This window comes from Bacteroides intestinalis DSM 17393 (assembly GCF_000172175.1).
Taxonomy (GTDB): Bacteria; Bacteroidota; Bacteroidia; order Bacteroidales; family Bacteroidaceae; genus Bacteroides; species Bacteroides intestinalis.
The window spans coordinates 2,419,916-2,434,382 of record NZ_ABJL02000008.1 but is presented as its reverse complement, the minus strand read 5'-3'; the positions used below and the strand labels follow the sequence as shown (position 1 = coordinate 2,434,382).

9 protein-coding genes are annotated in these 14,467 nt (G+C 42.7%); 5 read left to right on the top strand and 4 right to left on the bottom strand.

Annotated elements, in window-relative coordinates; genetic code table 11:
- Positions 1 to 2: 2 nt before the first annotated feature.
- Positions 3 to 2,255, top strand: a complete 2,253-nt coding sequence (gene bglX, locus BACINT_RS19440; protein ID WP_007666301.1) for a beta-glucosidase BglX — start codon at positions 3 to 5, stop codon at positions 2,253 to 2,255.
- A 62-nt stretch (positions 2,256 to 2,317) separates the two neighbouring features.
- On the opposite strand, the gene eno is transcribed toward bglX, so the two are convergent.
- Together eno and crcB are read right to left on the bottom strand one after the other, a co-directional pair.
- Positions 2,318 to 3,598 carry a phosphopyruvate hydratase gene (gene eno / locus BACINT_RS19435; RefSeq protein ID WP_007666300.1) on the bottom strand — a complete coding sequence of 427 codons (1,281 nt, stop codon included), beginning with the start codon at positions 3,596 to 3,598 and terminating at the stop codon, positions 2,318 to 2,320.
- 104 nt (positions 3,599 to 3,702) lie between these two features.
- Positions 3,703 to 4,077, bottom strand: coding sequence for a fluoride efflux transporter CrcB (gene crcB / locus BACINT_RS19430; protein ID WP_007666298.1), 375 nt, complete (start codon positions 4,075 to 4,077; stop codon positions 3,703 to 3,705).
- Between the two features lie 227 nt (positions 4,078 to 4,304).
- Between crcB and BACINT_RS19425 the strand changes: the two genes are divergently transcribed.
- From BACINT_RS19425 to gcvT, 4 genes are all read left to right on the top strand, one after another.
- Positions 4,305 to 6,461: a glycoside hydrolase family 97 protein gene (locus BACINT_RS19425; protein ID WP_007666296.1), complete on the top strand. Its 2,157-nt coding sequence runs from the start codon at positions 4,305 to 4,307 to the stop codon at positions 6,459 to 6,461.
- 293 nt (positions 6,462 to 6,754) lie between these two features.
- A complete protein-coding gene (locus BACINT_RS19420; protein ID WP_007666294.1) occupies positions 6,755 to 8,167 on the top strand; it encodes an amidophosphoribosyltransferase in 1,413 nt (470 codons plus the stop codon).
- A gap of 152 nt (positions 8,168 to 8,319) precedes the next feature.
- On the top strand, positions 8,320 to 9,543 hold the full coding sequence (gene pepT, locus BACINT_RS19415; protein WP_007666292.1) for a peptidase T: 1,224 nt from the start codon (positions 8,320 to 8,322) through the stop codon (positions 9,541 to 9,543).
- A 16-nt stretch (positions 9,544 to 9,559) separates the two neighbouring features.
- Positions 9,560 to 10,645, top strand: a complete 1,086-nt coding sequence (gene gcvT / locus BACINT_RS19410) for a glycine cleavage system aminomethyltransferase GcvT (RefSeq protein WP_007666289.1) — start codon at positions 9,560 to 9,562, stop codon at positions 10,643 to 10,645.
- A gap of 115 nt (positions 10,646 to 10,760) precedes the next feature.
- Here gcvT and BACINT_RS19405 read toward each other — a convergent pair whose 3' ends face one another.
- Both BACINT_RS19405 and BACINT_RS19400 read right to left on the bottom strand, forming a co-directional pair.
- The gene (locus BACINT_RS19405) at positions 10,761 to 12,281 is read right to left on the bottom strand and encodes a M48 family metallopeptidase (protein WP_007666288.1); all 1,521 of its coding nucleotides are present in this window, start codon (positions 12,279 to 12,281) and stop codon (positions 10,761 to 10,763) included.
- A 132-nt stretch (positions 12,282 to 12,413) separates the two neighbouring features.
- Positions 12,414 to 14,393 (bottom strand): sensor histidine kinase, encoded by a 1,980-nt coding sequence (locus BACINT_RS19400; RefSeq protein ID WP_044155374.1) that lies wholly within the window; start codon positions 14,391 to 14,393, stop codon positions 12,414 to 12,416.
- Positions 14,394 to 14,467: the final 74 nt, after the last annotated feature.

Here is a 14,467-nt window from a genome sequence, read left to right as displayed (position 1 = left end):
GTATGAAAGCTATAAGAATTTTTTCCACTTGCTTGCTCCTTCTGCCTTTTGTCTCTTGTACACAAGTGGCAAATAAAGGTAGCGATGCGGCAACCGAGAAAAAAGTAGAGTCTCTTTTATCCAGAATGACCCTTGAAGAGAAAATCGGTCAGATGAACCAGATTACCTCTTACGGGAATATTGAGGATATGAGTAGTTTAATTAAGAAAGGTGAAGTCGGGTCTATCCTGAATGAGGTGGATCCGGTACGTATTAATGCGTTGCAACGCGTAGCGATGGAGGAGTCCCGGTTGGGAATCCCTTTGTTGATAGCTCGCGATGTTATTCACGGGTTTAAAACCATTTTTCCCATCCCATTGGGACAAGCGGCTTCGTTCAATCCGCAGATTGCGAAAGACGGTGCACGGGTAGCGGCTATTGAGGCTTCTTCCGTAGGTATCCGTTGGACTTTTGCACCGATGATCGACATTGCCCGTGATCCTCGCTGGGGGCGCATTGCCGAAGGATGTGGTGAAGACACTTACCTGACTTCTGTAATGGGAGCTGCCATGGTAGAAGGTTTTCAGGGAGATTCTTTGAATAGTCCCACTTCCATAGCTGCCTGTCCTAAACATTTTGTGGGCTATGGTGCAGCTGAAGGCGGACGTGACTATAATTCGACATTTATTCCTGAACGTCGCCTGCGTAATGTTTACTTGCCACCGTTTGAAGCGGCAACGAAAGCGGGTGCAGCTACGTTTATGACTTCCTTTAATGATAATGATGGGATACCCTCTACCGGAAATGCTTTCATATTGAAAGATGTGCTTCGTGGCGAGTGGGGATTTGATGGTTTGGTAGTGACAGACTGGGCTTCTGCCAGCGAAATGATAAGTCATGGTTTTGCTGCCGATTCTAAAGAGGTAGCCATGAAATCAGTGAATGCTGGGGTGGATATGGAAATGGTAAGTTATACCTTTGTAAAAGAATTGCCTGCATTGATAAAAGAAGGAAAGGTGAAAGAAAGCACCATTGATGAAGCCGTTCGTAATATATTGCGCGTCAAGTATCGTCTGGGATTGTTTGATGTTCCTTATGTAGATGAAAAGCAACCCTCTGTCATGTATGATCCTTCTCATCTGAAAGTAGCTAAGCAGGCTGCTGTAGAATCGGCTATCCTGTTGAAGAATGATAAAGAAGTACTGCCGTTACAGGAGTCTCTGAAAACCATTGCTGTGGTAGGACCTATGGCCAATGCGCCTTATGAACAATTGGGTACCTGGATCTTTGATGGTGAGAAAGCTCATACTCAGACACCACTGAATGCTATTAAGGAAATAGTTGGCGACAAAGTACAGGTGATTTATGAACCCGGATTAGCTTATAGCCGTGAGAAAAATCCGGCAGGCGTAGCAAAAGCTGCTGCTGTTGCTGCACGTGCAGATGTCATTCTTGCTTTTGTGGGTGAAGAAGCCATTCTTTCGGGTGAAGCACACTGTCTGGCAGATTTGAATCTTCAGGGTGATCAAAGTGCTTTGATTACGGCTTTGGCTAAGACAGGTAAACCTGTAGTAACCATTGTGATGGCAGGTCGTCCGTTGACTATCGGTCAGGAAGTGGAAGAATCAACAGCTGTTCTTTATTCATTCCATCCGGGTACGATGGGTGGACCGGCATTGGCCGATCTGCTGTGGGGTAAGGCGGTTCCAAGTGGAAAAACACCGGTTACTTTCCCGAAGATGGTAGGACAAATTCCGGTATATTATGCTCATAACAATACCGGGCGGCCGGCTACACGTAATGAGGTGTTGCTGGATGATATTGCTGTTGAGGCTGGACAAACTTCATTGGGATGTACTTCTTTCTATATGGATGCCGGTTTTGATCCTTTATTCCCATTTGGCTATGGCTTGTCGTATACAACGTTCAAGTATAGTAATGTCAAACTTTCATCAGCGTCATTGAAGAAAGATGATGTATTGACTGTGACATTTGATCTGGAAAATACAGGTAAATATAAGGGGACGGAAGTTGCTCAATTGTATATACAAGATAAGGTTGGTTCTGTAACTCGTCCGGTGAAAGAACTGAAACGTTTTACTCGGGTAACCTTGAAACCGGGCGAGAAAAAGAATGTTTCGTTTGAACTACCCGTTAGTGAACTTGCATTTTGGAACATCGATATGGTGAAAGTTGTGGAACCCGGAGACTTTGGACTTTGGGTGGCAACAGACAGCCAATCGGGAGAAGAAGTTTTCTTTAAGGTGGTAGATTGATTGGTGATTTTAAGGTTAAAGAAGAAGAGGGGCAGACCGTGATGGTTCGCCCCTCTTGCAATTTATTTGATGCGCTTGTAGCCGTAAACAGCATTAGCACCCAGTTCTTCTTCAATGCGGAGTAACTGGTTGTATTTTGCCATACGGTCTGAACGGCTCAACGAACCGGTCTTAATTTGCCCGCTATTGGTAGCAACGGCAATGTCGGCAATCGTAGCATCTTCCGTTTCGCCGGAACGATGGGAGGTTACAGTTGTATATCCGTGGCGATGAGCCATTTCAATGGCATTCAATGTCTCGGTCAGGGAGCCGATCTGATTCACTTTGATCAGGATAGAGTTTGCACAACCTTTTTCAATGCCCATAGCCAGGAAGTCAACGTTAGTAACGAAGAGGTCGTCACCTACGAGTTGGCAGCGGTTACCGATACGGTCGGTAAGTTTCTTCCAGCCTTCCCAGTCATTTTCACTCATACCGTCCTCGATAGAGTCGATGGGGAATTGGTTGATGAGTTGTTCCAGATAGTCAATCTGTTCATCGGCTGTACGTTTCTTGCCTTTTGCACCTTCGAATTTGGTATAATCGTAGATACCATCTTTATAGAATTCGGAGGAAGCACAGTCCATGGCGATCATGACGTCTTTGCCCGGTTCATATCCGGCTGCTTTAATGGCAGCGATAATGCTGTTCAAAGCGTCTTCCGTACCTTCCAGATTTGGAGCGAAACCACCTTCATCACCTACGGCAGTACTTAGTCCTCGGTCTTTTAATACTTTCTTCAATGCGTGGAATACTTCAGCACCCATGCGCAGACCTTCACGGAAAGAAGTTGCACCCACAGGGCGTATCATGAACTCCTGGAAAGCAATAGGAGCGTCACTATGTGAACCACCGTTAATGATATTCATCATCGGCACAGGCATTACGTATGTATTAGTGCCACCGATGTAGCGGTACAGAGGTATATCGAGATAGGCAGCTGCTGCTTTGGCTACGGCAAGAGATACACCGAGAATGGCATTGGCACCCAGGTTAGATTTCGTTTTGGTTCCATCCAGTGCCAGCATGGCATGATCGATACCCATCTGGTCGAGGGCAGACATTCCAACTAACTGAGGAGCGATGATGTTATTGATATTTTCTACGGCTTTCAACACACCTTTACCTCCATAACGTCCTTTGTCGCCATCACGGAGTTCCAATGCCTCGTGTTCTCCGGTAGAAGCTCCGGAAGGAACGGAAGCACGGCCCATAAAGCCTGATTCCAACATTACATCTACTTCCACTGTAGGGTTTCCTCTTGAATCGAGGATTTCACGTCCGATAATCTTTTCTATTTTCATAACTATGATATTATTTGTAATTATTTTAAATAGAGAACAAGGGACAATCGGCTTTTGTTCAGTAAAAGATTCATGTTTTGTGAGTGATACCGGTTACTGAATTCTTATTTTCCTCCGATAACTCCTCCAGCTATAGCTGCTATTACTCCTAACGTGATGCTTAATATAAAATAGGTGAAGAATAGTCCGTATAATCCTTGTTTCAATAGAATTACTCCATCATTTGAAAAAGTAGAGAATGTGGTGAAACCTCCACATAAACCGGTTGTCAGCAGTACCCGGTATTCTGTTGCTAAATTGAAGCGTGCCGACCACGCATAAAATAATCCGATAAGGAAACTTCCGAGGATATTGACTGTGAATGTCGCCCATGGAAAAGAGTAGGGGACAATCCGTTCGTGCAACATTTGTTGTACAGAGAATCGAAGTACACTTCCAAGACCTCCGCCTAAAAAGATAAATATGAATGTTTTAGTCATTTTCTATATTGATTTATGGGACTATTTCTAAGATCGCGACAAAGTTAGTATTTATATTTCATCTATATTTTCAGAAAGAGGCTTTTTCTTTAAGATTCAGTCCTTTAATGCCTTATGCAAACGTTTGCCGGGAATTCATTTATATTTTCATTTTATTCCTTCGTCCGCATTCCTTTTCATCCTTATATTTGCATCACGATTACAATTCTCTAAAAATAATTCAAATCATGAAAAACATGAAAGTAATTAAATTGTTCTGTCTTCTGCTCTTTTTATTTGTGAGCAATTGGACAATGGCTGAGAGCATTACCTCTCCAAACGGACAACTGCAACTGAACTTTTCAGTAAACGCACAAGGTGAACCGATCTATGAACTTTCCTACAAAGGAAAAGCTGTTATCAAACCTTCTAAACTCGGTCTGGAGCTGAAAGATGCTCCGGGATTGATGAATGGATTTACACTGGCAGACACCAAGACTTCTACTTTTGATGAAACTTGGGAGCCAGTATGGGGTGAAGTGAAGCAAATCCGCAATCATTATAATGAAATGGTTGTGACGTTGAATCAGAAGGCTCAGGATCGTAATATGATCATCCGTTTCCGCCTTTTTGATGATGGGCTGGGTTTCCGTTACGAATTTCCTTTATCTAAGAATCTGAATTACTTTGTTATTAAAGATGAGCATACTCAGTTTGCTATGGCAGGCGACCACACAGCTTTCTGGATACCGGGTGATTATGATACTCAGGAGTATGATTATACAGAATCTAAACTTTCTGAAATCCGTGGTTTGATGAAAGGTGCCATTACTCCTAACTCTTCACAGACTACTTTCTCTCCTACAGGTGTGCAAACTTCCTTGCAGATGAAAACTGCCGATGGCCTTTATATTAACTTGCATGAGGCTGCCTTGGTAGATTATTCTTGTATGCATCTTAATCTGGATGATAAGAACTTCGTATTCGAATCTTGGTTAACTCCTGATGCAAAAGGGGATAAAGGATATCTGCAAGCTCCCTGCAAATCTCCATGGCGTACGGTTATCGTAAGTGATGATGCTCGTGATATCCTGAATTCTAAGCTGACGCTGAATCTGAATGAGCCTTGTGCCTACGAAGATGTTTCCTGGATTAAGCCGGTGAAATATGTAGGTGTGTGGTGGGAGATGATTGCCGGTAAGAGCACTTGGGCTTATACCGATGATTTGCCTTCCGTAAAATTGGGTGAAACGGATTATACTAAAACTAAACCTAACGGACGTCATGGTGCTACCAATGAGAACGTAAAACGTTATATAGACTTTGCTGCTGAAAATGGACTTGATCAAGTACTGGTAGAAGGTTGGAACGAAGGATGGGAAGATTGGTTCGGTCACTCCAAAGATTATGTGTTTGATTTTGTAACTCCGTATCCTGACTTTGATGTAAAGATGTTGAACGAATATGCTAAGAGCAAAGGTGTGAAATTGATGATGCATCATGAAACTTCTGCTTCCGTACGCAATTATGAACGTCATATTGATAAAGCTTACCAGTTTATGGTAGACAACGGTTACAATGCAGTAAAGAGTGGCTATGTAGGCAATATGATTCCTCGCGGTGAACATCATTATGGTCAGTGGATGAACAACCACTATCTCTATGCTGTGACTAAAGCTGCTGATTATAAGATCTGTGTAAATGCTCACGAAGCTGTACGTCCTACAGGACTTTGCCGTACTTATCCTAACCTGATTGGTAACGAGTCTGCTCGTGGTACGGAATATGAGGCTTTCGGTGGCAGTAAACCGTTCCACACTACTTTACTTCCGTTTAATCGTCTGATTGGCGGTCCGATGGATTATACTCCGGGTATCTTTGATACGAAATTGGAATTTATGGGTGACCTGCCTCATGGACAGGTACAGACTACTCTCTGTAAGCAGTTGGCTCTTTATGTAACATTATACAGTCCGTTGCAGATGGTTGCCGATTTAGTTGAGAATTATGAGAAGCATATGGATGCTTTCCAGTTCATCAAAGATGTAGCTGTGGATTGGGATGATAGTAAATATTTGGAAGCGGAACCGGGTGATTATATTACGGCAGCCCGCAAGGCTAAAGGCACGAGCAACTGGTTTGTAGGTGGCATCACTGATGAAAATGCACGTACTTCCAGCTTTACTTTGGACTTCCTGGAACCGGGTAAGCAATATGTTGCTACTCTCTATGCAGATGGTAAGGATGCCGATTACAAAGAGAATCCAACCTCTTATCAGATAAAGAAAGGTATTGTAACCAATAAGACTAAGATGTCTGTGAAACTGGCACGTAGCGGTGGTTTCGCTCTTAGTTTGATTGAAGCTACTCCGGCAGATAAGAAGGCTGTGAAAAAATGGAGATAAGAAATAGTTTCGGATTGAGAAAATCCTTAAAATTAGGGTAGAAAGAAGTTCTTATCAGGCATTAGGTTGGGGGCTGTCTCAAAATAGTTTTTTTGAGTTCAGCCTCCTTTTTGTTCTTTTCAACTTGGTTTCTTTTATCTGCGAATTAAACAAAACGTTCCTTTTGCTGTTCGGAAACCTGCATAAAAATAAGTTTTTTTAGAATTTGTCTCGTAGGAAAGTAATGTGGAGAAGAAACTTCTTTGTACCTTTGTGCCCGTCAATACTAAAATCAATAATAAATAATAGGATTTATGGGAGGATTTTTCGGGACAGTCTCCAAAGCGAGCTGTGTGACGGATTTATTTTACGGTACAGATTATAATTCACATTTAGGAACTAAGCGGGGCGGACTTGCCACGTATGATGCAGAAGAGGGCATGTTTGCCCGATCTATTCATAACTTGGAGAGCACTTATTTCCGAACCAAGTTTGAAGACGAACTGGATAAGTTTAAAGGAAATGTCGGAATAGGAATCATCAGCGACACAGACCCGCAACCCATCATCATTAACTCCCACCTCGGACGCTTCGCCATTGTAACAGTAGCCAAAATTGTGAATCTGGAAGAAATAGAAGCAGAACTACTTTCCCAAAATATGCACTTCGCCGAACTGAGTTCAGGCAATACCAATCAAACTGAGCTTATCTCACTACTCATCATACAAGGAAAAACTTTTGTGGAAGGTATAGAAAATGTTTACCGCCGTGTCAAAGGCTCTTGCTCTATGCTGCTGTTATCGGAAGATGGCAGTATCATTGCGGCTCGTGACAAGTGGGGACGCACTCCGATTGTAATCGGCCGGAAAGAAGGGGCATACGCTGCAACCAGTGAGTCAAGCAGTTTCCCGAATCTGGATTATGAAATAGACCGCTATCTCGGTCCGGGAGAGATTGTTCGCATGACTGCCGATGGAGTGGAACAACTTCGGAAGCCGGAGGAAAAGATGCAGATTTGTTCTTTCCTGTGGGTATATTACGGTTTTCCTACTTCTTGCTATGAAGGTCGCAATGTAGAGGAAGTACGTTTTACCAGTGGTTTGAAGATGGGACAGAGCGATGATTCTGAAGTAGATTGTGCTTGCGGTATTCCTGATTCCGGTGTAGGTATGGCTTTGGGTTATGCCGAAGGGAAAGGAGTTCCTTATCATCGTGCCATTTCTAAATATACACCGACATGGCCGCGCAGTTTCACTCCCAGTAAGCAGGAGATGCGCTCATTGGTGGCGAAGATGAAGCTGATACCGAACCGTGCCATGCTGGAAGGTAAGCGCTTATTGTTCTGTGATGACTCCATAGTACGGGGTACGCAATTACGGGATAATGTGAAGGTATTGTATGAATATGGTGCCAAAGAAGTACATATCCGCATTGCTTGTCCACCGTTGATTTATGCTTGTCCGTTTGTAGGCTTCACGGCTTCCAAGAGTCCGTTGGAATTGATTACACGCCGTATTATTGCAGAACTGGAAGGAGATGCAGATAAGAATCTGGAGAAATATGCCACTACCGGTTCTCCGGAATATGAGAAGATGGTCAGCATTATTGCCGAGCGTTTTGGCCTTACAACTTTGAAGTTTAATACCCTGGAAACTCTCATCGAGTCCATCGGATTGCCGAAATGTAAGGTTTGTACACATTGTTTTGATGGTAGCAGTTGCTTTTGAGTAACTCCAAATACTAACATTTTGTAAAAAGGGGCGTGAATTACTTGGCAGTTCACGCCCCTTTTTCTACCTTTACGGCAGAACTATTGACTACTGTTGATAGATAATTGGTAGTTCATGTTCTCGATCATAAATCATAAATAATAAATAATATGGCTTTAGTAGAACGTTTTTTGAAGTATGTAAGCTTCGACACCCAGTCCAGTGAAGAGACAGAGGTGACTCCAAGTACTCCAGGGCAAATGGTATTTGCCAAATATCTGAAAGAAGAATTAGAGTCTTTAGGTTTGGAAGACATAACGCTGGATGAGCATGGCTATTTGTTTGCCACACTTCCGGCAAATATCGATAAGCCGGTACCTACTATTGGTTTTATCGCCCACATGGACACCAGTCCCGATATGAGTGGCAAAGATGTATCTCCCCGCATTGTTCAAAACTATGACGGTTCGGATATCGTGCTTTGTGCAGAAGAGAATGTAGTTCTTTCTCCGTCTCAGTTCCCCGAGCTGCTGGATCATAAAGGTGAAGACCTGATCGTTACCAATGGCAAGACATTGTTGGGCGCAGATGATAAAGCAGGTATTGCCGAAATCGTTTCTGCGATAGTGTACCTGAAAGAGCATCCTGAAATCAAGCATGGCAAGATTCGTATTGGTTTCAATCCGGATGAGGAAATAGGATTGGGCGCACATAAATTTGATGTTGAGAAGTTCGGTTGCGACTGGGCTTACACAATGGATGGCGGTGAAGTAGGAGAGTTGGAGTTTGAAAACTTCAATGCGGCATCTGCTAAAATCACCTTCAAAGGTCGCAATGTGCATCCGGGTTATGCCAAAAATAAGATGATTAATTCAATTCGTGTAGCCAACCGTTTCTGTGCCATGTTGCCTGCTCATGAAACGCCCGAACATACCGAAGGTTACGAAGGCTTCTACCATCTCATCAGTTTCAACGGTGATGTAGAGCAGACCACAGTGGCTTATATTATCCGTGATCATGATCGTGCCCGTTTTGAGAGCCGCAAGAAGAAAATAGAACGCTTTGTCAGTGAAATCAATGCCGAATATGGTGAAGGTACGGCAACGCTTGAACTCCGTGACCAATACTATAATATGCGTGAGAAGATTGAACCGTTAATGCATATCATTGATACGGCTTTTGCCGCAATGGAGGCTGTAGGTGTGAAACCGAATGTGAAACCTATCCGTGGTGGTACGGATGGCGCACAACTTTCTTTCAAAGGTTTACCTTGCCCCAATATCTTTGCAGGTGGCCTGAATTTCCATGGACGATATGAATTCGCTCCTATCCAGAATATGGAGAAAGCGATGAAGGTCATCGTGAAGATTGCCGAACTTGTTGCAAAAAAATAATTTAATACCTTAAGACATGAAAACCACTCCGTTTACAGAAAAACATATCTCGCTGGGTGCTAAGATGCATGAGTTTGCGGGATATAATATGCCGATAGAATATTCCGGTATCATTGATGAACACCTCACCGTTTGTAATGCTGTGGGTGTATTCGACGTTTCCCACATGGGAGAATTCTGGGTGAAAGGCCCCAATGCGTTGGCTTTTCTTCAGAAAGTGACTTCCAATAATGTGGCTGCCCTGACTCCAGGCAAGGTGCAATATACTTGTTTTCCCAACGAAGAAGGCGGTATTGTAGATGACTTGCTGGTTTATCATTATGAGTCGGAGAAATATCTGCTGGTAGTGAATGCTTCGAATATAGAAAAAGACTGGAACTGGTGTGTTTCGCACAATACCGAAGGTGCCGAATTGGAAAATGCTTCCGACCACATGGCTCAACTTGCCGTACAGGGACCGAAAGCCATTCTTGCTTTGCAGAAACTGACGAGCATAAACTTGTCGGAACTGCCGTATTACACCTTTACGCATGGTGAGTTTGCCGGTGAGAAAGATGTGATTATTTCCAATACCGGCTATACCGGTGCAGGAGGTTTTGAGCTTTACTTCTATCCCGAAGCTGCCATGAAGATTTGGAATGCCGTGTTTGAGGCAGGTGAAGAATTTGGTATCAAGCCGATTGGCTTGGGTGCACGCGATACGCTTCGTCTGGAAATGGGCTTCTGCCTGTATGGCAATGATCTGGATGATACGACATCACCTATTGAAGCCGGTTTGGGGTGGATTACCAAGTTTGCTGAAGGTAAGAACTTTATCAATCGCCCGATGCTTGAAAAGCAGAAAGCGGAAGGTACTGTCCGTAAGTTGGTCGGTTTTGAAATGGTGGAGCGTGGAATTCCCCGTCATGGATATGAATTGTTCAATACAGAGGGTGAAGCTATCGGAGTAGTAACTTCAGGCACTATGTCGCCTACTCGTAAGATTGGTATCGGTATGGGCTATGTAAAACCGGAATATAGTAAGGTCGGTACGGAGATTTGCATTGATATGCGTGGACGCAAACTGAAAGCGGTAGTGGTTCGTCCGGCATTCCGTAAATAAGAGGAGTCTTTTTCACCACAGATTACACGGATTTACACAGATATTTATATTGATAATTTAATCTGTGTAAATCCGTGTAATCTGTGGTGAAAAAGACTTTATAATACTCTTTCCTTTATAATCTGTTGATCTTATCTAATAATTGATTGGCCCAGGCTATTTCTTTGCTTGTCCATTCTTCCTCTTCTCCTTGCATCCCTTGTTCCTGATACCGGGAAAGTAATCCCAGATATTCCTTCAATGTGCTGGCGGCTTTAGCCTGTTTATTCATGCGCATTAGCAATAGAATCTCCTGTTTATATATGTCAAGATTTGGACTGTCTCCTGCTAGTTCTTTGGCTTTCCAAAGCAGGGTGGCACATTCTTCGTTTACCTCTTCTGTGTTGTAAAGCGCCATCTGTGATTTTGCTAAGATAACGTAATCATGGTCGGTGGCCAGATTATTATTGATATTCTTCTGTATTAATCTTCCGGCTTCTTCATACCGTTGGTCTGCCATATTCATGGCTGCGTTGAAAGTCACTACATCCGATGTTGCTTTGAGATAAGGATGACTGATTTGATTTTCTGCCTCACCGGCTTTGTCTATTCGCTTTTTCAGGTTGTCGATGTTGCCGTAGCGAAGCAACTTATGACCGCGTTGCTGTATATTATAGTATCCGATGACTTTGGAAAGTGCAGACGCCAATCCATCGGGATTCATCCCTTTGAATTCCAATAACTCACGTGCAACCCGGTCGGCTGCGTATTCCTGGTTATTCTTGTAATTCATTCCCAGGCGATTCACTACATTTACATTCAGCAGGGCGGCAACGCTTCCGATGCTGGCAACAGCGCCTACACCTAAAGCTGTATCATCGTCATCCCAGTATGCCACTTCCAGGGCTACTTCGGCAGTGACGGCAAGAACCGTTCCCAAAAAAGCTGCCCGCTTGGCACGGCGTTCAGCACGGTAGATGTTATTAACCTGATGGTCCAGCACAAAATGAGACATCTCATTGGCAATAATGGCGGCAAGTTCATCTTCCGAATCAAGTGTGCAAAGCAGACCGGTACTAATCAGCATTGTGCCGTTGGGCAGCATGTAAGCATCCGGTTCGGGCGACTGGATGACGCGTACATTCAACCGTTCGCTGCGGTTGGAATCTATACCGGTGGCAGTCAGTTTAGCAAAGATATTCTGTACATATGAAGTGATGAAATCATCCTCATAACCGATCTCTTCCAGCTTGTACAGGTAATCCCGACATTCTTCGTCCACTTCCTTGCGCAACTTAGAGTTATATCCGCGTTCGCCGAAATACTCATACAGATGTTGTTTCAGATAAGTTTGCTGCCAAAACTCCTGATTGGTTTCGGGAGGTGAGAGTTTAATGGTTTTCAGAGCAGAAGAAGGTATTGCAAATTGTATACCGTTGATTTCGGTTGCATAGAAAATGTTGGGACCTGCCTGGTCTGCCGATTTCATTTTCACTACCTTGCGGATCACTACGGGAGTGCCGGCAGGAAAATCCTCATACTGTTCTTGTAGTTCGCCTTTTATGGCAATCGGGCCGCTCAAGTCTTTCTGTCTGGCAGCAAATCCTGCCGTGGAGAGGAGGACGGCGAGGATAACGAAAGTGATAAGACGTTTCATATGGATCCGTTTATGGTTCGTACTATTGACTTATTATCAAAATTGCTGATACAAAAATAGGAAAGAGTTTTCTCCCTTCCCTATTCTTTTCCCTACAAAAAGGTAGGGAATTTCCTATTCCATTCCTATATTTTACTTTAATGGGTGTTCGAAGGTGAATAAACATCCGTTCTGGTAGGTATCGTCTAAATATACCCGTGCTTCTATGCGCTCTGCGAGAATCCGGCATAGGGATAATCCTAATCCGGCGCCGGGTACAAAAGAATCCACTTTATAGAATCGTGAGAATATTTTTTCTTTTAGTTCGCTTTTCACGCCAATGCCGGTGTCTCGTACGTGGAAGTATAATTTGTAGTTTTTGTTGTCTACCTCATAACTCAACTCTACTTCGCCACTTGAAGTGAATTTTAGTGCATTATGTAGCAGATTGATAAGTATCTGATGTACGATATCCTCATTAGACGAAAGTATATAGTCTGTCTGGCATGGGGTGTAGTAAAATTTTACTTTTGCTTGGGCATATTCCTTCATCTCCTGAAGTAATTTATTTACAAGCTCGTTCACCGGAATCTCCTGATAAGTTAATGTTTGGTCTCCACTGTCAATATTGGCAATAGAAATCATGTCGCTGATGATTTTCAGCAGATTATCGCTATTCTTTTTTATGGTGGCACTGATTTCTTTGGTTTCTGCCTTGCTCAGAGGTATTTCTGCCAGACATTCGGAGAAGCCTACAATGGCATTCAGCGGTGTCCGTACTTCATGGTTCATATTCTGGATGAAGGCTGTCTTCATGATTTGTGCCTGTTGTGCCTTTTCATTGGCCTGCTGCAGTTCTTGGGCTTGTTTTCTCAGTAAGCGGTTGTTTTTCAATTTATGGCGATAGAACTGGATGCCGATGATTAAAGTGGTTATCAATACAACAATCAAGGCACAAGCATAAAGGAACTGTATATTACGGGCTTTCAAACTTATGTTTTTGGCTTCAAGTTCCAGCTTATTCATATTATAGCGGGTGGATAACTCATTAAGCTGTTTCTGGGTATCATTCTTATACAATGAGTCACTTAGAGATACGTATTTGCGTAGCATAAGATAAGCTTCGTCATATCTGTGAGCCCGGTGCAAAGCAGAGGCTTTATTATTATACATCCTTTTAAGGTTTATCACATTGCGGGATTTCCGGTAATGTTCTGCAGAGGAATCCTGATAGGCAAGTAGTGTGTCAATATCACCTTTTAATTTGGCATATTTCTCTTTTGTATTATATAAGTAAATGCGGTTCTCGTGTGGTGATTTTCGGTATAAATCCTCTATGTCGGCCAGATACTTTCGCAAGATAACGGTATCCTGTGGCTCGGTGAATACCACTGAGGCCATGTCTTTTATCATTAAGATGCGGGCTATGCTCATATTGACACTGGGACTGGTAAGTGACAAGTTAGCTAATGAGTCTAAATGATAAAATGCATTTTGAGCTTCCTGATATTTATTTGTGCTCGTTAAAATTACAATGTAATTGGAGCATAATGGAGTATATTCATCCCAGAATTTCAATTTCTCAAACAATTGCATGGCTTGTGTAATATATGGTAAGGCTTTGGCATAATTTTTATTTGCTCCATAAAAGTTGGCTATTTCATTCAGGCTAAATGCTAGTCCTATTTCACTTTTCCTTTTTAATGCATCATTGTACATCTTATCCATTTCTTCCATATCCTCTTTGGAGGCATTGGAGTATATGATTTGTTCACATAAGAAGCTCCAATTCTTATAGTATTCTGCTTTGTTATGGAGACGGAGAGATAAATCTTTTATAATAGGAGTGTATTTCTTTAAGCTGTCTAGGTCACCATGGTTATAGTGAAAATAATTTCTGTCCTTATATAGATAGAATAGATCGGTTGTCTTATCTCCTTTTTTATTGTCGATATCTTTCTTTATCTTTTCCCAGTGAGAAAGATATACTTCCGGCTGGTTATAATAGGTTTTTAATTTAGAGAAAGCAGGAGGGATGGAATCCTTATTGAATTTCACTTCTTTCTGTGCTTTTGTTTGTGTTGAAAGCAAAAAAGTACAGAGTATCATTATCAGATACAGACCGTTTCTCATTGCAAAGTATTGTCCTGCTATTTTGGAAATCTTTTTTGAGATACAAATATAGAGAAATTTGCCAGTATTTGTGT

Coding starts and splice junctions, on each gene's coding strand:
- bglX (WP_007666301.1), top strand. CDS start 3: ATGAAAGCTATAAGAATTTTTTCCACTTGCTTGCTCCTTCTGCCTTTT.
- eno (WP_007666300.1), bottom strand. CDS start 3,598: ATGAAAATAGAAAAGATTATCGGACGTGAAATCCTCGATTCAAGAGGA.
- pepT (WP_007666292.1), top strand. CDS start 8,320: ATGGCTTTAGTAGAACGTTTTTTGAAGTATGTAAGCTTCGACACCCAG.
- BACINT_RS19420 (WP_007666294.1), top strand. CDS start 6,755: ATGGGAGGATTTTTCGGGACAGTCTCCAAAGCGAGCTGTGTGACGGAT.
- gcvT (WP_007666289.1), top strand. CDS start 9,560: ATGAAAACCACTCCGTTTACAGAAAAACATATCTCGCTGGGTGCTAAG.
- BACINT_RS19425 (WP_007666296.1), top strand. CDS start 4,305: ATGAAAAACATGAAAGTAATTAAATTGTTCTGTCTTCTGCTCTTTTTA.
- BACINT_RS19400 (WP_044155374.1), bottom strand. CDS start 14,393: ATGAGAAACGGTCTGTATCTGATAATGATACTCTGTACTTTTTTGCTT.
- crcB (WP_007666298.1), bottom strand. CDS start 4,077: ATGACTAAAACATTCATATTTATCTTTTTAGGCGGAGGTCTTGGAAGT.
- BACINT_RS19405 (WP_007666288.1), bottom strand. CDS start 12,281: ATGAAACGTCTTATCACTTTCGTTATCCTCGCCGTCCTCCTCTCCACG.